This is a genomic window from Saccharopolyspora galaxeae, from assembly GCF_016526145.1.
GTDB lineage: Bacteria > Actinomycetota > Actinomycetes > Mycobacteriales > Pseudonocardiaceae > Saccharopolyspora_C > Saccharopolyspora_C galaxeae.
The window spans coordinates 1-18,288 of sequence record NZ_JADDUE010000010.1 but is presented as its reverse complement, the minus strand read 5'-3'; the positions used below and the strand labels follow the sequence as shown (position 1 = coordinate 18,288).

20 protein-coding genes are annotated in these 18,288 nt (G+C 70.0%); 11 read left to right on the top strand and 9 right to left on the bottom strand.

From position 1 onward, the window contains the following. The first annotated feature begins 147 nt into the window (after nt 1-147). On the top strand, nt 148-453 hold the full coding sequence (locus INP57_RS21810; RefSeq protein ID WP_295145278.1) for a GNAT family N-acetyltransferase: 306 nt from the start codon (nt 148-150) through the stop codon (nt 451-453). A gap of 89 nt (nt 454-542) precedes the next feature. On the opposite strand, the gene INP57_RS21805 is transcribed toward INP57_RS21810, so the two are convergent. Both INP57_RS21805 and INP57_RS21800 read right to left on the bottom strand, forming a co-directional pair. Continuing rightward, nucleotides 543-1,304 carry an enoyl-CoA hydratase/isomerase family protein gene (locus INP57_RS21805; RefSeq protein ID WP_200072175.1) on the bottom strand — a complete coding sequence of 254 codons (762 nt, stop codon included), beginning with the start codon at nt 1,302-1,304 and terminating at the stop codon, nt 543-545. Further along, a complete protein-coding gene (locus INP57_RS21800) occupies nt 1,301-2,854 on the bottom strand; it encodes an AMP-binding protein (protein WP_200072174.1) in 1,554 nt (517 codons plus the stop codon). The genes INP57_RS21805 and INP57_RS21800 overlap by 4 nt, the downstream gene beginning before the upstream one ends. 360 nt (nt 2,855-3,214) lie before the next feature. Between INP57_RS21800 and INP57_RS21795 the strand changes: the two genes are divergently transcribed. From INP57_RS21795 to gcl, 3 genes are all read left to right on the top strand, one after another. Next, entirely contained in the window at nt 3,215-4,033 is an 819-nt protein-coding gene (locus INP57_RS21795; RefSeq protein ID WP_200072173.1) for a hydroxypyruvate isomerase family protein, read from the top strand. Further along, the gene (locus tag INP57_RS21790; RefSeq protein ID WP_508620966.1) at nt 4,000-4,905 is read left to right on the top strand and encodes a 2-hydroxy-3-oxopropionate reductase; all 906 of its coding nucleotides are present in this window, start codon (nt 4,000-4,002) and stop codon (nt 4,903-4,905) included. The genes INP57_RS21795 and INP57_RS21790 overlap by 34 nt, the downstream gene beginning before the upstream one ends. Nucleotides 4,906-5,041: 136 nt before the next feature. Next, entirely contained in the window at nt 5,042-6,733 is a 1,692-nt protein-coding gene (gene gcl, locus INP57_RS21785) for a glyoxylate carboligase (RefSeq protein WP_200072171.1), read from the top strand. Nucleotides 6,734-6,781: 48 nt separating this feature from the next. Here gcl and INP57_RS21780 read toward each other — a convergent pair whose 3' ends face one another. Beyond that, complete coding sequence (locus INP57_RS21780) at nt 6,782-7,573, bottom strand: crotonase/enoyl-CoA hydratase family protein (RefSeq protein ID WP_295145260.1); 792 nt, start codon at nt 7,571-7,573, stop codon at nt 6,782-6,784. Between the two features lie 160 nt (nt 7,574-7,733). Here INP57_RS21780 and INP57_RS21775 point away from each other — a divergent pair, with 160 nt between their 5' ends. Continuing rightward, the gene (locus tag INP57_RS21775; protein WP_200072170.1) at nt 7,734-8,336 is read left to right on the top strand and encodes a TetR/AcrR family transcriptional regulator; all 603 of its coding nucleotides are present in this window, start codon (nt 7,734-7,736) and stop codon (nt 8,334-8,336) included. Here the strand turns inward: INP57_RS21775 and INP57_RS21770 are convergent. Continuing rightward, entirely contained in the window at nt 8,329-9,339 is a 1,011-nt protein-coding gene (locus tag INP57_RS21770; RefSeq protein ID WP_200072169.1) for an ABC transporter substrate-binding protein, read from the bottom strand. The genes INP57_RS21775 and INP57_RS21770 overlap by 8 nt on opposite strands. Before the next feature lie 153 nt (nt 9,340-9,492). Then, nucleotides 9,493-9,915 (bottom strand): TIGR03618 family F420-dependent PPOX class oxidoreductase, encoded by a 423-nt coding sequence (locus INP57_RS21765; protein WP_200072168.1) that lies wholly within the window; start codon nt 9,913-9,915, stop codon nt 9,493-9,495. A 137-nt stretch (nt 9,916-10,052) separates the two neighbouring features. On the opposite strand from INP57_RS21765, the gene INP57_RS21760 reads away from it, so the two are divergent. Then, nucleotides 10,053-11,042 carry an MDR family oxidoreductase gene (locus INP57_RS21760; RefSeq protein WP_200072167.1) on the top strand — a complete coding sequence of 330 codons (990 nt, stop codon included), beginning with the start codon at nt 10,053-10,055 and terminating at the stop codon, nt 11,040-11,042. 12 nt (nt 11,043-11,054) lie between these two features. Here the strand turns inward: INP57_RS21760 and INP57_RS21755 are convergent, their stop codons facing one another. Beyond that, nucleotides 11,055-11,927: a hypothetical protein gene (locus INP57_RS21755; RefSeq protein ID WP_233628054.1), complete on the bottom strand. Its 873-nt coding sequence runs from the start codon at nt 11,925-11,927 to the stop codon at nt 11,055-11,057. Between the two features lie 102 nt (nt 11,928-12,029). Then, nucleotides 12,030-13,280, bottom strand: a complete 1,251-nt coding sequence (locus INP57_RS21750) for an MFS transporter (protein WP_200072166.1) — start codon at nt 13,278-13,280, stop codon at nt 12,030-12,032. A 236-nt stretch (nt 13,281-13,516) separates the two neighbouring features. On the opposite strand from INP57_RS21750, the gene INP57_RS21745 reads away from it, so the two are divergent. The 4 genes from INP57_RS21745 to INP57_RS21730 all read left to right on the top strand — a co-directional run bounded on the left by INP57_RS21745 (nt 13,517) and on the right by INP57_RS21730 (nt 17,027). Continuing rightward, a complete protein-coding gene (locus tag INP57_RS21745) occupies nt 13,517-13,963 on the top strand; it encodes a hypothetical protein (protein ID WP_200072165.1) in 447 nt (148 codons plus the stop codon). 224 nt (nt 13,964-14,187) lie between these two features. Next, on the top strand, nt 14,188-15,162 hold the full coding sequence (gene sbnA, locus INP57_RS21740; protein WP_200072164.1) for a 2,3-diaminopropionate biosynthesis protein SbnA: 975 nt from the start codon (nt 14,188-14,190) through the stop codon (nt 15,160-15,162). Beyond that, entirely contained in the window at nt 15,159-16,481 is a 1,323-nt protein-coding gene (locus INP57_RS21735) for an MFS transporter (protein ID WP_200072163.1), read from the top strand. Before sbnA ends, INP57_RS21735 begins: the two co-directional genes overlap by 4 nt. Before the next feature lie 48 nt (nt 16,482-16,529). Next, complete coding sequence (locus INP57_RS21730; RefSeq protein ID WP_200072162.1) at nt 16,530-17,027, top strand: pyridoxamine 5'-phosphate oxidase family protein; 498 nt, start codon at nt 16,530-16,532, stop codon at nt 17,025-17,027. A gap of 15 nt (nt 17,028-17,042) precedes the next feature. Here INP57_RS21730 and INP57_RS21725 read toward each other — a convergent pair whose 3' ends face one another. Continuing rightward, complete coding sequence (locus INP57_RS21725) at nt 17,043-17,435, bottom strand: VOC family protein (RefSeq protein ID WP_200072161.1); 393 nt, start codon at nt 17,433-17,435, stop codon at nt 17,043-17,045. A gap of 72 nt (nt 17,436-17,507) precedes the next feature. Here INP57_RS21725 and speG point away from each other — a divergent pair, with 72 nt between their 5' ends. Continuing rightward, nucleotides 17,508-18,014: a spermidine N1-acetyltransferase gene (gene speG, locus INP57_RS21720; protein ID WP_200072160.1), complete on the top strand. Its 507-nt coding sequence runs from the start codon at nt 17,508-17,510 to the stop codon at nt 18,012-18,014. Nucleotides 18,015-18,168: 154 nt separating this feature from the next. On the opposite strand, the gene INP57_RS21715 is transcribed toward speG, so the two are convergent. Further along, nucleotides 18,169-18,288, bottom strand: a 120-nt coding sequence (locus INP57_RS21715) for an adenosylhomocysteinase (protein WP_200070770.1), incomplete at its 5' end; no start/stop codon positions are given.

Here is an 18,288-nt window from a genome sequence, read left to right as displayed (position 1 = left end):
CCGCGTCATCCCTGGACATCGCCGCTGACGGGCTGATCACGCGTCGCAGGCAGCCGAGTGATGCGCCTGACAGCCGGTGGCCTCCGCTGCCGCCGAGCAGCACCATGGGGGCGCAGCAGCTCGCGATCCGGCAACCGAGGAGCTCCCGTGCACACCGAGGTGAACGACCAGCCCGACCGCACCCGTTACGAGCTCACCGCCGACGGCGCGGCCGCGGGGCACGTCGAATACCACCTGCACCGGGACCTCATGGCGTTGCTGCACACCGAGATCGACCCGGCCTACTCCGGCCAAGGACTCGGCAGCAAACTGATCCGGGGCGCCCTGGACGATGCGCGGCAGCGGAACCTCAAGGTCCAGCCGTTCTGCGCCTTCGTGCGGGGGTTCATCGCCAAGCACCCGGACTACCTGGACCTCGTCGCGGCCGAGGACAGGGAGCGGTTCGCGCTCTGAGCAATCGTTGCGTCGTTCCGAGTGAACGGACTGCTCGCCCAATCTATTGGGACCAACGGTCCGTTCGCTCCATCGTCTCAGAAGAGGTCTCACCGACCCCTTGCGCGTCGGAATTCTTCGACCGCCGCGCGGTGTTCGCCGGAGCCGAACAGCAGCGCCGTCGCCTCGGTGGATTCGGCGAATCCGCCGACCGCGTCGCGGTTGATGAACGACTTCCCCACCTGGACCGACAGCGGTGAGTTCGCCGCGATCTCGCCCGCCAGCCCCATCGCCTCGGCGAGCAGCGCCTCGTCGGAGTGGACCTCCTGCACCAGACCCGCCCGCACCGCACGTTGCGCGTCGATGGTCCTTCCGGACAGAGCCAGGTATCGCGTCCAATGCCGCCCCATCACTTCGGGCCCGCGCACGATCCCGTAACCCGGCATGAGTCCGACGTGCGGTTCTTTGAACGCGAACCGCGCGGATTCCCCGGCCAGCACGACATCGCAGGCCAGCGCCAGCTCCGTCCCGCCGCCGTAGGCCAGACCGTTTACCGCGGCGATCACCGGAACCGCGCACCGTTCCACCGAGTTGAACGCTTCGTACACGAGTTTCAGGTGCGGGCGCACCTTTTCCACGTCACCGGCGAGGTCGTGGAACATGTCGATGTCCCCGCCCGCGGAGAACGCCCGCCCGGATCCGGTGAGCACGATCGCGCGCACGTCGTCGCCCACCCCGGCCTCCTGCATGATCTCGCGCAGCTCGCGGAACCAGGTGCGGTCCATGGCGTTGAGCTTCTCGGGACGATCCATCGTCAACAGCAGGACGTTCCCGTTCTGGTTGCGGGTGAAGCGCAGCAGCTCGTCGGTCATGAGCTCTCCCGGTCCCACGTATCGGCGGTGACGCCCTGTTCGCGCAACTTGTACTTCTCCACCCGCTGGCTCGGTGTCATCGGCAGCTCGTCGAGCACCCGCACGTAGCGCGGAACCGCGAAATCGGTCAGGCCGCTCGTGCAGTGCCGCAGCAACTCGGCCGGTTCAACCAGCTTCCCGTTGCGCACCACGATCGCGACCATCACGTCCTCTTCGGACAGTTCGGACGGCACGCCGTAGGCCGCGGCCTGAGCCACGGCGGGATGGTCGGCGACGACCCGCTCGACCTCCCAAGTCGAGATGTTCTCGCCACGCCGCCGGATCGTGTCCTTGAGCCGGTCGAGGAACACCAAGAACCCGTCCTCGTCGAGGAAACCGCGATCGCCGGTGTGGAACCACAGGTTGCGCCAGCTCTTCGCGGTCGCCTCGGGCATGTCGTGGTAGCCGTCGAACATCCACCCCGGCTTCTTCGGCCGGGCCACGATTTCCCCTGCGGTGCCGGAAGAAACCGGTTCGTCGCGCTCATCGACGACCGCCACCTGGTAGTTCGCCGACTCCTTGCCGGCTGTGCCGATCTTGCGCCTGCCTGGTGGCATGTCGGTGACGATGGAAACCTCGGTGCTGCCGTAGATCTCGGTGAGCCGCAGCCCGAACCGGCGCTCGAAGTCCGCGAAGATCTCCGGCGGGCAGGGCGCGCCGAAGGCCAGCCGCACCGGATTGTCGGCGTCGTCCGGCCGCGGCGGCTGCTTGTGCAGGATGCTGAGCATCGCGCCCTGGTAGTTGAACGCCGTGATCCCGTGCTCCCGGCAGATGTCCCAGAACCCGCTCGCCGAGAACCGCCGGTCCAGCACCAGATCGGCGCCCGCCTCGATGGCGGCCATCACGCTGCAGTAGCGGGCATTGCTGTGGAACAGCGGGAAAACGCTGTAGAGCCGGTCGGCCGCGGTGTAGCCGAGAAGCTCGACGGTGTGCCTGGCCAGGTTGATGTTCGCGCGGTGGCTGAGCACGACGCCCTTCGGCGGGCCGGTCGTGCCGGAGGTGTAGAGCACGACCGCCGGGTCGGTAGGCCGCACCGCGGGCAGCGGTCCGGCGGAGTGCGCGGCCAGGTCGGCGAGCCGCTGACCGGTTTCGGGTTCGCCGTGCACGACGATGTGGACGATCTCGGGCACCTCGGCCGCGCACTCCGCGACCAACGGCTCGAACTCGGCGTCGCAGGCCACGGCTTTGGCGCCCGCTTGCCGGAGGAAGTAGGTGAGCAGGTACCTGCCGCTGGAGACGTTCAGCGGCACCTCGACCAGACCCGCCTTCGCCGCGGCGAACCACACCTGCAACGCGGCGGTGCTGCTGCGCATCATCAGGCAGACGCGGTCGCCCGGTCGCAATCCGAGCTCAGCGAACCCGCCGGCCAGCCGCTCGGCCGCCGCGTCCAGCTCGCCGCAGCGGATGGTTGCACCGTCGACCAGCAGTGTCGCGCGGTCGCGCGCACGCCCGGCGGCGCCGGTGAGCCAGCCTCCGATGCTGGTGTCCTCGGCATTCCGCGAACCCGGCATGGAACCGAGAAAAGCATATAATCATTCGCAGGTAAAGGGCGCGTGCTGGCACGCCGTGCCGGGCCGTTCCGAGCGGCGCCGCTTCCCGGACGACCAGCGCCGCGCCGACATCTCCGTCCACGGACGGCCCATCAGGTGCCCACTGTGGACGGTCGTCGTCGAGCCGCCGGTACTCGAGGACCGGCACCGACCGGCACCGCAAGTGATCACAGCGCGTCATTGACCATCGAAACCCGGGTCGTTAATCTATCGACACACGAAAGTATATTTTCGTATTACGAAATTTATGATTCCGCTCTGCGGAGTCCGCGGAAGCCGAATCGTGGAACCCGCTCCCGACACGACGAAGGCAGGTGGCCGATGGATCCCAGCCGCTACACCGTCAACCTCTCGATCCTGTTCACCGAACTCGACCTGCTCGAACGCCCCGCGGCAGCCAAGGCCGCCGGCTTCGACGCGGTCGAGTTCTGGTGGCCGTTCCCGCAACCGGTGCCGTCCGACCACGAAGTGGACCGGTTCGCGCGCGCGATCGAACAAGCCGGGGTGTCGCTGACCGGGTTGAACTTCTTCGCCGGTGACATGCCGGGCGGCGAGCGCGGCGTGCTCTCGCACCCCGCCCGCTCCGGCGAGTTCGCCGACAACGTCGAAGTGGCCGTCGGCATCGCCGAACGCCTCGGCTGCGGCGCCTTCAACGCGCTGTACGGAAACCGCCTCGACGAGGCGAAACCCGCCGAGCAGGACGAAGTCGCGACCGAGAACCTGCTGCGGGCGGCGCGGGCTGCCGAGCGCATCGGCGCGACCGTGCTGATCGAGCCGGTCAGCGGAACACCCGCTTACCCGCTCAAGACCGCAGCCGACGCGCTGGCGGTGATCGACCGCGTGCACCGGGCCGGTCCGGTGGGCAATCTGCGGTTGTTGCTCGACCTGTACCACCTCGTGGTCAACGGCGACGACGCGACCGCGGTGATCGAGCGCAGCGGTGACTCGATCGGGCACGTGCAGATCGCGGACGCCCCGGGACGCAACGAACCCGGCACCGGTGAGATCGATTTCGCGCACTACTTCCGCGCGCTGTCCCGAACCGGCTACCGAGGCCACATCGGACTGGAGTACAAACCCAGCGGCGCCAGCGCCGCGAGCTTCGACTGGATCAACGAGCTGAACGGAGGCAACGCATGAGGATCGGTTTCGTCGGACTGGGCATCATGGGCGGCCCGATGGCGGCCAACCTCGCCGCGGCCGGACACGAAGTGATCGGCTACAACCGCAGCAAGTCCAAAGTGGACCATTTGGTCGGGCGGGGCGGCAAGGCGGCCGCGTCGGTGGCCGAAGCCGTGCAGGACGCCGATGTCGTGGCCACGATGCTGCCGGACTCCCCGGACGTCGAAGCGGTCGTGCTCGGCGCGGACGGCGTTCTCGCGCACGCCCGCGAAGGCGCGCTGCTGATCGACTTCAGCACCATTCGCCCCGACGTGTCCCGGCAGGTGGCCGAGTCCGCCGCGGAACGCGGAATCCGGGCGCTGGACGCCCCGGTAAGCGGCGGTGAACAGGGCGCGATCGACGGTGCGCTGTCCATCATGGCCGGAGGGTCGGCCGAGGACTTCGCGGCCGCACGGGAAGTCCTCGACATCGTCGGCAAAACGATCGTCCACGTCGGACCGGCAGGTTCCGGGCAGACCGTCAAGGCCGCCAACCAGCTGATCGTCGCGGGCAACCTGAGCCTGATCGCCGAAGCGTTGACGTTCCTGGAAGCCCACGACGTCGACACCGAATCGGCGTTCCGCGTGCTCGGCGGCGGACTGGCGGGCAGCAAAGCGCTGGAGGCCAAGAACGCCAAGATGCGCGATCGCGAGTTCGGGCCGGGATTCCGGGTCGAACTGCACCACAAGGACCTCGGCATCGCGCAGAGCGCGGCGCGGGAACGCGGCGTGGTCACCCCGATGACCGCCGTCGCCGCGCAGCTGATGGCAGCGGCGTTGGCGCAAGGCGACGGCGCGCTCGACCACTCCGCGCTGCAGCGCCAGATCGCCCGCCTCAGCGGACGGGAGTGATGCGCCGCTCCAGCCGCGAGTGGGCGGTCCAGCGCCGCCAAGCATCCGAACCGCCCCACCCGCTCCGAGCACCGATGCACCCGCACCCGCACCCGGCCTGGGTGCGCGGACCGCACCCGAGAGGGGTTTCTACACCATGCCGAAAGTCCCTGTCATGCAGGCCGTCGCCGACGTGCTGGAGTCCGAGGGCGTGGACACCGTCTTCGGCTGTCCAGGGGCGGCCATCCTGCCGCTGTACCAGGCGCTGCAGCACCGCGACATCAAACATCTGATCGTGCGGCACGAAGAGGGCGCCACGCACATGGCCGACGGCTGGGCGCGCACCAACGGCCGCGTCGGCACCGCCATCGGCACGTCCGGCCCGGCGGGCACCAACATGATCACCGGGCTGTACACCGCGCAGGCCGACTCCATCCCGATGGTCTGCATAACCGGGCAGGCGGTGTCGTCGAAGCTGCACCAGGAGGCGTTCCAAGCCGTCGACATCGTCTCGGTCGCCGAACCCGTCACGAAGTGGTCGGTGCAGGTCAAAGAGGCCGCGCAGGCGCCGTGGATCTTCCGCGAGGCGTTCCGCACGGCCCGCTGCGGTCGACCGGGCCCGGTGCTGATCGACCTGCCGCTGGACGTCCAACGCCAGGAGATCGAGTGGGATTCGGCGCTGGACGCACCGCTTCCCGCGCATCCCGTCGAGCCGCACCAGCCGCGGGTGGAACGCGCCTTGGACATGCTGCTGGCGGCGCAGCGTCCGCTGCTGCTGGCCGGCGGCGGAGTGGTGCTGGCCGACGCGCACGAGCAGCTTCGCGAACTCAGCGACCTGCTCGGGATTCCGGTGCAGGTCACGCTGATGGGAAAGGGCTCGTTCCCGGAGGATCACGAGCGCTTCGCCGGGATGACCGGGATCCAGACCAGCCAGCGCTACGGCAACCAGTCGTTCCTGGAATCCGACCTGGTGCTGGCGCTGGGTGCGCGGTTCGGCGATCGGCACACCGGCGCGCTGGAGGTCTACCGCGGGCAGCGGGAGTTCATCCACGTGGACATCGACCCGACGCAGATCGGGAAGGTGTTCGGCCCGGACCTCGGCGTCGTGTCGGACACCGAGCTGTTCCTGCGAGCGTTGATCTCCGCGGCACGGCGGCGAAAAGCGCAGCCGGACTACTCGCGGTGGCTGGACCGGATCGGTGAGTTGAAGAAGACCCTGACCCGGCCGGAGGATTACGACACCACCCCGATCAAGGCTCCGCGGGTGTTCAAGGAGATCAACGAGATCTTCGGTCCGGAGACCTACTTCGTCACCGCGATCGGGCTCTACCAGATCTGGTCCGGGCAGTTCCAGCGCACCCACCGGCCACGGCACTACCAGGTGTGCGGGCAGACCGGCCCGCTCGGCTGGGAGATCCCGGCCGCGATCGGGGTGAAATCCGCCGAGCCGGATGCCGAGGTCGTGGCGGTCGTCGGGGACTACTCGTTCCAGTTCCTGGTGGAGGAACTCGCCGTCGCCGCCCAGTACCGGCTGCCGTTCGTGCTCATCATGCTCAACAACGAGTACCTGGGCCTGATCCGGATGGCCGAGGAAGGCTACGGCATGAACACCGAAGTGGACATCCACTACGACGAGCGCGGCACGGACAACGTCAAGGTGATGGAAGCCTACGGCTGCTCGGGCCGCCGGGTCGACGAGCCGGGCGAGCTGGCCGAGGCGATCGAGTGGGCGCGCGCGGAGGCCGCGGCCACCAGCAGGCCGGTGCTGGTCGAAGTGATGATCGAACGAGAGGGCAACACCGCCAACGGCGTTCGCATCGACGCCCTGACCGAACCCGAGCCGGTGTAGGAATCGCAGCGGGTGCGGCGTCCCGCCTGCGCCGCACCCGCCGTGCGCTCAGCGGCCGCGGAACTCCGCCGGCCTGCGCTCCACAAAGGACTTGATGCCTTCGCCGAAATCTTCGGTGTCGAAGACCTGCCCGCGGATGCGGGGGATTTCGGCGATGGCGGCTTCTTCGGCGGTGTCGATGAAGGTGCGCGCCGCCTGCTTCGTCGCGCGGATTCCGATCGGCGCGTTCTCGCAGATCTTGGCGGCGAGTTCCAAGGCCCGCTCGACGTGCCGCCCGTACGGCACGACCTCCTGGACGAACCCGATCTCCCGCGCGCGCTGCGCGTCGAACTCCTCGCAGAGCATCAGGTGGTACATCGCGTTGCCCCATCCGGTGCGGGTGAGGTAGCGGAAGTGCGCACCGCCCAGCGGTGCGATGCCGCGGCGGGATTCGAGCTGCTGGAACCGCGCGGTGTCGGCGGCCACCACGATGTCGGCAGCCAGCATCATCTCGATGCCGACGGTGTAGGTGATGCCCTGCACGACGGCGATGACGGGTTTGCGGCAGCGCCGCTCGCCGAGTCCGAACGGGTCGACCATGTCGTCGCGCTGCGGTTTCGCCGTCGCGTCCGGGCCGAAGAACTTCGGCATGTCCAGCCCGGCCGTGGTGTGCTCACCGGCCGAGCAGAACACCGCCGCCCACAGCTCGTCGTCCTCGTCGAAGGCGGTCAGGTGCGCGCTGAGCTGCTCGATCATCTCCGGCGTGTAGGAGTTCTTCTTCGCCTCGTTCTCAACGGTGATCACCGCGATGCGGCCCTCGGTCCGCATCGTCACGGTGCCGGGCTCGTCCTGGTCGGGCACTGCCGCTCCTGTGTTTCGGGGTTTCGCGGCCGGGCGCGGAACTGCCTGCTGCCCGGCGGGTTCGAGCGATCGGAAGCGGCGCTAGACTAAGTCGTCTAGACGGAACCGTCAACAGATAGGATCCGAGCAGGCTCGCTTCCCCAGGAACAGGACTGACCGGATGAACACGACGCGCACGGCGGGGATGTCGCACAAGGAGCGACTGCTGCGCCAGGGCATGAAGATGCTCTACGCCAACGGTTTCCACGGCACCAGCGTGGACGCGTTGCTGGCGGAGTCCGGCGTGCCGAAGGGCTCCTTCTACCACCACTTCGGTTCCAAGGACGCCTTCGCGCAGGCCGTGCTGGACCGCTACGGGCGGTTCCAGGCCGAGCTGCTGGAGCGCTGGTCCGCCCGCGACGAGCTGCGCACCGCTGAGCGGATCACCGGCTACTTCGGCGAGATGGCGGAGCTGTTCGTCGAATCCGGCCACCAGCGCGCCTGCCTCGCCGGAAAGCTGTCCACCGAGGTCGCCGCGGCGTCGGAGCCGTTCCGCGCCCGGCTCGGCGAGCAGCTGCTGCAGTGGAAGCAGCAGCTGGTCGACCTGCTCGAAGGCGGCCGCGAACGCGGCGACGTGCGCACCGACAGCAGCACCGGCGACTTGGCCGACAGCATCCTCGCGCTGATCCAGGGCGCGTTCGTGATCGCACTGTCCACACGGGACACGCACGCGCTGGACGCGGTCGCCACGTCGATCTCCAGCCTGATCGAACCGGCTACCTAGCTCGTGGCCGGCGCAGCGTCGCGCGCGCCTGCTCCGGCGGCCACACCACGACCCGCTCGCCGTCCTGCCACTGCACCGTCAGCACGCGGTGCCCGACTTGCCGCCCGCTCGCAGGATCGAGCCGGAAGCGGCCGAACAGCGTCGTGCGGTCGAGCCTTCGCGCCGCCGCCAGCAACCCGGAACGGTCCGGTACACCGGCCTCGCGCAAGCAGCGGGCGGCGATGATTCCCGAAGCGAACGCTTGCGCCGCGGGGTAAGGCGGCTCGGTGCCGGTCGAATTCCGGTACGCGGCAACGAATTCCGCCGCTGTCGGCCCCTCGTCGGGTTCGGGCGCGGCGGACGGCAGCCACTGCGCGGGGCCGAGAAGTCCTTCCCGGCGATCTCCCAGTTCCGCGAGGACTTCATCGACTCCGGCACCGACGAAAGCCGCCCATCTCCCCCGCCGAAGCCGGCGCGCAACGGCGAGTTCTTCCTCGAACCGGCCGGCTACCAGCAGCACGTCGGCGTCGGGCGGTTCGACGGGCAGGGCAACGCGCTCGACGGCAAGACCGAGCCGTTCCGCGGTCTTCTCGGCACCCCGGCCGACACCGCGACCGAAGCCGGTTTCGCCGTGCAGCACCGAAACACGGCGAATCCCGGGATCTTCCCGCTGCAGCGCTTCCAACGCCCCGCGGAAGTAGCTCGCCGCGGGTGCGAGAACGTTCACCACGTGCTCCCGCGGTTCCAACCGTGCGCCGCCGTGGTTGAACACCGGCAGTTCGGTCGCCGCCGCGACCTTCGCCATCGGGCCGCTGCCGTACGGACCGAACAGCAGGTCCGGCTCGTGCTGTTCGGCCTCCCGCACGGCTGCCCGCGGATCGGGGTGCGCATCGATGACCGCGAGGCGCACCGGCCCGGGATCGGCGAACCGATCGGCCCACAACCGCAGTCCCGCGGCGCCGGCCCGGCCGTATTCCGCCAGCGCTCCGGACAACGGCGTCACCAGCACCGCACGCACAGCCATGGGCACACACCCGATCAGCGACGAGTGAGCGGACCTCGCGCTCCGGGGCGGCGGTCCGCTCACTTCTTGGTCTTGCTCTTGTCAGCGGCGGAGCCGCTGAGCAGCGATCACCCGAGCAACCGGTATCGCTGCGCAAGCCCTGTCGACGGACTCCTAGTGGTGCGCGACGTCCTTGTTCTCCATCGAGCCCCAGCCGTGCCACCGGTCGACTTCGATCCACGCGCTGATCCGGTTGCGGTCCCGCACGTGGTACTGGTTCCCGGTGTAGTGCCGGGCGATCCGGTCGATGTCCGACAGGTCGGGATCGTCCACCAGCTCGACGACCCGGCCCTGCAGGCTGATGTGGGTGTACCAGTCGTCGGAGTCGAGCGCCGTCAGCGTCGTGCGGGGCTCGCTGCGCAGGTAGTCCAGCCGCTTGCGGCCTTCGTCCATGTTGACCAGCACGCGGCCGTCGACCCACAGGTACCAGGTGGCCACCGAGACGGGCTGGCCGTCCGGGCGCACGCTGGTGATGACCGCGGGGTTCGGCTTCTCCAGAAGTTCTTTCACCGCTTCGGGAACCGGTGGCTTCGCCACAGCTGCCCCTCCTCGATCGCATCGTGTGAACTGACCGTTCGCAGGCTATTACGATCAACTCGCGCGGGCCGCGCGGAGCATCCTGTCCACGGTGGCCGGTGTTGGCAGTGCCGCGGCCGCCAGGGTAGAACGGCGGCATGGCAACCCATCGCGCTCTGGTCTCGCACGGCGACGGACCGGCCCGGTTCGAAGAACTCTCCGAGACCGACCTGCCGGACGGTGACGTCACGGTCGACGTGCGGTACTCCTCGCTGAACTACAAGGACGGGCTCGCCGTCACCGGCAACGGCAAGATCGCCCGCCGGTTCCCGATGGTCTGCGGGATCGACCTGGCCGGAACCGTGTCCGCATCGGACTCCCCGCAGTTCGAGCCCGGCGACGAGGTCGTGCTGACCGGCTGCGGCCTGTCCGAAACGCACCCCGGCGGGTACACCGAGCGCCAGCGCGTGCGTTCGGACTGGCTGGTGCGCAAACCGGAGGCCCTGACGCAGCTGCGCACGATGGCGATCGGCACGGCCGGGCTGACCGCGATGCTGTGCGTGCTGGAACTCGAAGAAGCAGGCCTGTCCCCCGACCTCGACGGCGAAGTGCTCGTCACCGGCGCGGCAGGCGGTGTCGGCAGCGTCGCCGTCGCGATCCTGGCGCACCTGGGTTACCGCGTCACGGCCGCCACCGGCCGCCCGGAAGCGCACGACTACCTGGGCCGACTGGGCGCGAGCGCCTTCGTGGGCCGCGAGGAACTGGCCGCGGGTTCCGGTCGGCCGCTGGACAAGCAGCGCTGGCTGGCGGCGGTGGACACCGTCGGCGGCAGCACGCTGGCCAACGTTCTCGCGCAGACCTCCTACCGCGGGTCGGTCGCGGCGTGCGGGATGGCGGGCGGCACGGATCTGCCCGCCAGCATCATGCCGTTCATCCTGCGCGGCATCGGACTGCACGGCGTCGACTCGGTGCAGTGCCCCACCGCGGTGCGCACCAAGGCGTGGCAGCGGCTGGAGCGGGACCTGCCGCTGGAGCAGCTGGACGAGTCGACGACGGTCCACTCGTTCGACGACGTGCCGCGGCTGGCCGGCGAGATTTTGCAGGGCGGCACCCGGGGCCGGGTCGTCGTCGACATCGCCGGAAGCTGAGCGGTCGGCGTCCTAGCCGGTCGTCCTGCTGGTCGAGGGCTGGCTTGCCGAGGGCTGGCTTGCCGACGGCTGGCTTGTCGAGGGCTGGCTTGCCGACGGCTGGCTTGTCGGCGACTGACCGGTCGGCGGCCGACCGGTTGAGGACTGCTCGGTCGACGGCTGCTGCGAACGCGCGGCGGTGATCTGCTGCGTCGGGGTGTCCGGCGTCGCCAAGCTGGCGCTGACGGTGCGCTGCAAGTGCCGATGCGCGTTGCCGAGCTCCTTGCGCAAGCCGTTGACCTGGTCGGTGAGCTTGTCCCCCTCGGCCAGCGACCCGGTTTCGATCGCGCGCAGGAGCACTCCGAGGTGGCCGTGCAACCGCTGGTGCACCGTGCTGAAGGTGATCACTTGCTGCTGCAGCTCCAGGTCCGGCCCGGTGCGCGCCACCGCCTTCACCATCGTTTCCTGCCACCGCTGGGCGGACTGGTGGTAGTGCCGGTCCGCGGCGAGCCGGTAGTGCGGCGCCACCCCGGAGTCCAGCGCGACGCGGACCAGCTCATTGCTGGTGTCGAGCAGTTCGCGGGCGCTCATGGTCACCGCGTAGGCCCATTCCCACTGCTCGGCCTGCGTGCTGGCGCGGCGTTCCTGGCGCGCCTCTTCGAGCTGGCTGCGGGCGTGCTTGACCTGCTCCCAGGCCCGTTCCGCCTGGGTGTGGGAGTTGCGGGCCGCCTCGGCGGCCTTCTCGGCGTTGCTCTCGGAAGCCGCGGCCATGCGGCGGATCGACTCCGAGCGCTGCATCGCCTGCCGGGCCTCCCGGCGGGCCAGCCACAGCTGCCAGCCGGCGACGCCCACGGCGATGATCGCCAGTCCGGCAGCGATCCACGTGACCACCTGCTCCACTCGCATGGGGCCACACCCTGACACGGCGATCGCGGCTATCCGGCATCGGTGCGCGGAATCTCACGGAATTTCATATGAGTGGCCGCTTGTGCGCACCGCGCACCGGGACTAGGGAGTGTCCGCGCGGGCGCGCAGGGTGAGCAGCACGACGGCGGTCGCGGCTAGTGCGGCCACGAAAGTGGCGAAGGTGATGCCGGACGGGATCAGCCCGAACGCTTCGGACGCGGCGCCCTCGCCGATCACCGGGATGGCGATGCCGACGTAGAGCAGCACGAAGAAGCTCGAGGTGATCTCGCCGCGCCGCGCGGCGGGACCGGCCGCGGTGACCGATCCCAGTCCGGCGCGGAAGCTGAGCCCCTGCCCCAGCCCGGCGATGACGGCGCCGGTGAGCAGCAGGCCGAGCGAGCGCGCAGGCAGGCTCGAACCGACCAGGACCATCCCGGCGATGAGCCCGCCGCAGCCGGTGATCAAAGCGCGCTGCCCGCCCAGCCGCGGTGACAGCGTTTGCCCCGCGGTGGACGCGAGGAACAGCACGAACACCACACCGCCGATCAACGCGCGGTTGTGCTCCCCCAGCAGTTCGCCCAGGAACGAGGGGGAAACCGCGGTGAACAGCCCCAGCACCGCGAACCCGGCGAATCCCGCGATGCCCGCGCGGATGAACACGCCGCGCATCTCGGCGGGCACTTGGACGCGCTGCGGCCGCAACTGCGGACGGTCGACCGGGCGCACCGGCTCCGGCACGAATACGAGTGCGAGCAGTGCGAGCACGACCAACGCCGCTTGCACGACGAACGGCATCACCAGCGGCAGCGGCAAGTACTGCGACACCGCGCCCGCCAGCAGCGGCCCGGCGCCCAACCCGCCCATGTTGACCGCCGCCGCGACCAGTCCGGCCCGTTTCGGATCCGGCGCGAGGTCGACGATCGTCGCCGTCGCGGTCCCGGTGAAGATCCCGGCCGACAACCCGGAGATCACCCGCCCCACCAGCAGCCAGCCCACGGCGGGGTGCAGCACGAACACCAGGGCCGAGACCGCCGAGAGCACCAGTCCGGCAGCCAGCATCCGGCGCCGCCCCACCTGGTCCGACCAGTGCCCGAACAGCAGCAGGCCCGCTATGACCCCGGCGGCGTAGACCGCGAACACCACGGTCGTCATCAGCCCGCCGAACCCGAACAGCTGCTCGTACAACGGGTACAGCGGCGTCGGCAGCGTCGTGCCGAGCATCGCGACCCCGAACGCCACGGCCACCAGCGCGACCGCGGGCCATCCCGTCACCTGCCCGCGGGCGCGGTCCGGACGCGTCCCAGCCGCGTCAGCTCGGAAGCCGTCCGACGGGGTGCCGGAAGCGCGTGCCATTCGGGCCTCCTCGTTGTTGCCGATCCACACCGGGCGCCAACCACGAGCGGGCCGCCGGGATTCCGAGCGGCGGTTCGGCCGCGAACCGCACGAGCGCCGGTTCCACCGTGCCGCCCCCGCCGGGAGATCGCGCGGCACGCCGGGAATGCCGGTTGCAGGTGCGCCGAGAAATCCCGGCCGAGTGACGACCACCATGCCCGGCCCGTGATCGGAGAAGGCATTGTTAGGCTGGCGTCATGCGGAAAGGGATCAGGTTTTCCCAGCGGCGGTTCGCCCCGCTGGTACTGTTCGCCCTTTCAGCTTTCCTGATGTGCGCATTGCCGCCGCACGCACCGCACGCCGAAGCGAGTCCGGCGGCGAACGCGGCCGCCGTTTCCGCTTCCGCGCCGGCGGCGGACGACTCCGGTTCCACACATTCACCAGGCGCCGCGCACGGGCACGACGACCACTCCGGCACCGGCCCGGTGTGCCACGCCGTCGGTGGTTCGCACGTTGCCGTCCCGCTGCCACCGTCCCAGTCTTCGCAGCTAGAGCTGCTGGGATTGCTCGCTCTGGCGCTGATCGTCGCGGCGGGCCTGCTGCGCCCCGGCTCATCGCGGCCGGTGTCGTCCTGGTCGACCGGACCGCGACGGCCGCTGGCCGGCTTCCCCCTGTTGATCTCCCTCGGCGTGTCGCGCACCTGATTCGCGCCCCGGCGCTGCGCTGTTCGCTGAATTCCAGCTGAGAATTCCCTGAGCGGTCGCGGCGCTTTTCTCATTTCACCGGTGATGATCCGTGCGGCGCCTTCGCCGCCGCACGGCCGCGTCCCGTATTTCTCCGTTCGTGCACCGCCCCCGCGTGTGGGCGGCGGTGTTTCCCGTGAATTCGGCCGCGCGGCCGGAACCTGCGCGGCCGGGAGGGTGTCGCAGTGGAATTCGACTCCGTTCTGGACTGCGTCGGCGCCACCCCGCTGGTGCGCCTGCGCCGATGCTTCCCGGGCCGAGACGTGCTCGCCAAGCTGGAAATGCTCAACCCGTGCGGAAGCATGAAGGACCGCCCGGCCCGCTACATCGTCGAGCAGGGCCTGCGCGAGGGAACCCTGGTGCCGGGGATGCGGCTGGTGGAGAGCACCTCCGGCAACCTCGGCATCGCGCTCGCCGTGGCCGCCCGGACGCACGGGCTCTCGTTCACCGCCGTGGTCGACCCCAACACCTCGACGACGAACCTCCGCTTGCTGGAGCTGTTCGGCGCCGACGTCGACATGGTCACCGAGCCGGACGACGCGGGCGGCTACCTGCACACCCGCGTGCGCCGCGCGCAGGCGCACGCGCAGGCGGACCCCGGCGTCGTCTGGATCAACCAGTACGCGAACCAGCGCAACTGGCGCGCCTACTACGAATCGGTGGGAGCTGAGATCCTCAGCGCGGTCAGCGGGCCGATCGACTGCCTCGTGGCCCCCGTCTCGACGACGGGATCGTTGCAGGGCACCGCACGCCGCCTGCGGGAGGTCCATCCAGCGATGCTGGTCGTGGCGGTGGACGCCGTCGGATCGGTGATCTTCGGGGCGGAGCCCGGCACTCGCCGCATCCCCGGCTTCGGCGCGAGCCGGGTCCCGGAGATCCTCAACGCCGCGGAAGTCGACGAGGTCCTGCACGTCGGCGACGCCGCCAGCACCACCGGATGCCGGCGGCTGGTCCGGACCGAAGGCGTCCTCGGCGGCGGTTCCTCCGGCGCGGTGATCTCCGCCTTGGACCGGCTGCTGCCCCGCCTGCCGGAGTCGGCGCGGGTGGTCGCGCTGCTGCCCGACCGGGGCGAGCGCTACCTGGACACCGTCTACGACGACGCGTGGGCCGAACAAGTGCTGCGCGACGACGTCGGCAGCGACCTGGCGGAGGCGCCGTGAGCACCGCCGAGCACCGCCATCGGCGCAACATCGCGCTGCTGTGGGCCGGGCAGTTCACCAACACCGCCGGTTTGATGATGCTGGTGCCGATCATGCCGTTCTACATCGAGGGAATGGGCGTGACCGGCACGGCGCAGGTGCAGACCTGGGCCGGAGTCGCCATCGCGGCCCCGGCGCTGGCGCTGACCGCGGCCACCCCGCTGTGGGGCAGGCTCGGCGACCGGATCGGGCGGCACTGGATGGTGGTTCGCGCCCTGGCGGGCCTGGCGCTGTCGATGGTGGTCATGGCCCTGGCCGCGAACCCGGTGGTGCTCGTCGCCGGGCGACTGCTGCAAGGGAGCCTGGGTGGCGTCGTGGAAGCGGCCCAGGCGTTCGCAGGCTCGGCCGCGCCGGGCGGCAAGCGGGGAGCCGCGCTGGGGAAGTCGTTCAGCGCTACCGCCGCGGGATCGCTGATCGGTCCGCTGGCCGGGGGTTTCCTCGTCGGCGCCGGCGGTCTCAGCGGGCTCATGCTCGCGGTCGGGGCCATTGCGGGATTGCTCGCGGTGGCGTGCGCCGCGGGCCTGCGCGAACCGCGCTCGGCCGAACCCGCCGTTCGCGGCACCGGGCACGCGTCGCGCGGCGGGTTCCGTCGGCTACCCGGTGCTCTGCCGCTCGCGGTGGCGGCGGTGGCGGCCTACTTCGGCGTGTACGGCTTGATCCCGGTTTTCGCCGAGCACGTCCAGCGGAGCTATCCGGCGGACGGCGCCGGGATGTGGGTCGGCGTGTTCCAGTCGTTGACCTGGGGCGCGACGCTGCTCGGGTCGTTCTGGTGGGGCCGCCACAACGACCTGGCGCAGCGGCCGGTGCGCGCGCTGACCATCGCCTCCGGTGTTTGCGCGGTGAGCATCGCCGCGCAGGCGCTTCCACTCGGCGCGGTGGGACTGGCACTGCTGCGGCTCGTGCAGGGAGCCGCGTTCGCCGGGTTGGCCCAGTCGTTGTTCTTCCACGTCAGCAGGCACGCGCCCGCGGATCGCCGCAGCGGTCTGATCGGCACGGCCAACAGCTTCCTGCTCGCCGGGCAGTCCGCAGGGCCGCTGCTGGCCGGTCCCATGGCGGCGGTCTTCCCGCCGGCGCTGTCGATCGTCCTGATGGGCGCGGCAGGTGCGCTCGCCTTCGCCTGCTGTCTGCCGGTGGCCCGGGCGGAGCGCGCTCGCGGCACCGCTGCTGCTTCGACGTTGCCGGTGAAGCGGCGGATGAGCGGCGAGCTGGACCTCCCGGCCGAGCGGACGATCCCGATCGCCGTGGGTGGGAACTCCGGCGGTTCGCGGCTCGAACGGTGAACCGCCGGGTGTGGTCTGCGCGGGTCGCAGTGCGGTGTACTGCCGCGCATGGCTGTGGGCGAGAACGACCTCGAGCGGATGGATCAGGCCCGGCTGGACATGGCCGCGCGCCGGGAATTGTTCGAGGCAGCGCGGGAATGCACCTTCCTGTTCCTGGACGCGGAGGGCTGGCCGGGCGGCGTGACGATGAGCCACCTCTTCCACGACGAGGTCTTCTGGCTCACCGCGGTGTCCGGCCGCGCGCACGTCGTGGGCGCCGAGTCCGACCCGCGGGTGGGCCTGGTGATCAGCAGTCTCGGCACGGATCTGCCCGGCCGCCGGATGGTCCGCGTGCGGGGACGCGCCGCGGTGCACCGCGACCGCGAGACGCTCGACGCGGTGCTCCCACTGTTCAGCGCCCGCCTCCAACCGGCCGCGCCGGATCGGATGCATCGGCTGCTCGACAGCGCGAACCGGGTGCTGATCAGAGTCGAACCGCTCTCCTATCCGCAGACCCACGACTCCCGCAAGATCAGCGGAGACGGGCGCGGCGGTTCCGCGGGCTAGGGGCTGCGGGCGCTGTCAGGCCGGACCGAGCAGGTCCCACCGGTTGCCCGCGATGTCCAGGAAGACGGCGACCCGCCCGTAGGGTTCGGCGCGCGGCGCGGTGACGAACTCGACGCCTGCCGCGGTCATGCGGTCGTGAGCAGCGTCGAAGTCGTCAACGCGCAGGAACAAGCCGACTCTGCCCGCGAACTGGTGCCCGACGGCGGCGGCCTGCTCGTGGCCATCGGCGCGAGCGAGCAGGATGCCGGTTTCCGCTCCTGGCGGCCGGACGACGACCCACCGCTTCGGGCGGCCGTCGTTGGTCAGCGACGGCTTGTCCTCGATGAGCTCGAACCCGAGGGCGTCGACGAAGAACTCGATGGCGCGGTCGTAGTCGTCGACGACCAGCGCGGTCAGGTCGATGCGCATTCGCGGGATCGTACGTTGCCGCGCCCTTCCGCCTGCTTTGTCGGCCGGCGCGGCATCGGTGAGGATGCACCCATGACGCTTCGACTGCGCGCGCTGGAGCGCGAGGATCTGCCGTTCGTGCACGGGTTGACGAACAACTCGCAGATCATGACCTACTGGTTCGAGGAACCGTACGAAGCGCTGGTCGAGCTGCAGGACATCTACGCCCGGCACATCCACGACACGCGGGAGCGGCGGTTCGTGATCGAGGTGGACGGCGCGCGGGGCGGTCTGGTGGAACTGGTGGAGATCGACTACATCCACCGCAACGCGGAGTTCCAGATCATCGTCGCGCCGGATCACCAGGGGCGCGGGCTGGCCACCGAAGCGACTCGCAGAGCGCTGGACTACGCCTTCTCGGTGCTGAACATGCACAAGATCTACCTGCTGGTGAGCACCGAGAACCGCAAGGCGATCCGCGTGTACGAAAAGCTCGGATTCGTCGTGGAAGGCGAGCTGAAGGAGGAGTTCTTCTCCGCTGGCCGCTACCACAACGCGCTGCGGATGGGCGTTTTCCAGGAGACCCACTTGGGCCGATGACGGCGCCCCGCCGACCGCCGCCTCCTCGACCGGCGTTGCTGGGGTTTCCGGCCCGCCACCGCCCGGGCGCTGCGGCTCCGGGCGGTGGCCGACCGTGCCGAGTGAACGGACCGTGTGACCGATCTAGTGGGACGAACAGTCCGTTCACTCGGGATCAGTAGCGGTAGTGTTCGGGCTTGTAGGGCCCGTTGACGTCGACGCCGATGTACTCGGCCTGGGCCTTGGTCATGCGGGTGAGGTTGACCCCGAGCGCGTCCAGGTGCAGCCGGGCGAC

Coding starts and splice junctions, on each gene's coding strand:
- INP57_RS21795 (WP_200072173.1), top strand. CDS start 3,215: ATGGATCCCAGCCGCTACACCGTCAACCTCTCGATCCTGTTCACCGAA.
- INP57_RS21805 (WP_200072175.1), bottom strand. CDS start 1,304: ATGACCGACGAGCTGCTGCGCTTCACCCGCAACCAGAACGGGAACGTC.
- INP57_RS21800 (WP_200072174.1), bottom strand. CDS start 2,854: ATGCCGGGTTCGCGGAATGCCGAGGACACCAGCATCGGAGGCTGGCTC.
- INP57_RS21745 (WP_200072165.1), top strand. CDS start 13,517: ATGCGGAAAGGGATCAGGTTTTCCCAGCGGCGGTTCGCCCCGCTGGTA.
- INP57_RS21775 (WP_200072170.1), top strand. CDS start 7,734: ATGAACACGACGCGCACGGCGGGGATGTCGCACAAGGAGCGACTGCTG.
- INP57_RS21755 (WP_233628054.1), bottom strand. CDS start 11,927: ATGCGAGTGGAGCAGGTGGTCACGTGGATCGCTGCCGGACTGGCGATC.
- INP57_RS21760 (WP_200072167.1), top strand. CDS start 10,053: ATGGCAACCCATCGCGCTCTGGTCTCGCACGGCGACGGACCGGCCCGG.
- INP57_RS21730 (WP_200072162.1), top strand. CDS start 16,530: ATGGCTGTGGGCGAGAACGACCTCGAGCGGATGGATCAGGCCCGGCTG.
- INP57_RS21725 (WP_200072161.1), bottom strand. CDS start 17,435: ATGCGCATCGACCTGACCGCGCTGGTCGTCGACGACTACGACCGCGCC.
- gcl (WP_200072171.1), top strand. CDS start 5,042: ATGCCGAAAGTCCCTGTCATGCAGGCCGTCGCCGACGTGCTGGAGTCC.
- speG (WP_200072160.1), top strand. CDS start 17,508: ATGACGCTTCGACTGCGCGCGCTGGAGCGCGAGGATCTGCCGTTCGTG.
- INP57_RS21770 (WP_200072169.1), bottom strand. CDS start 9,339: ATGGCTGTGCGTGCGGTGCTGGTGACGCCGTTGTCCGGAGCGCTGGCG.
- INP57_RS21750 (WP_200072166.1), bottom strand. CDS start 13,280: ATGGCACGCGCTTCCGGCACCCCGTCGGACGGCTTCCGAGCTGACGCG.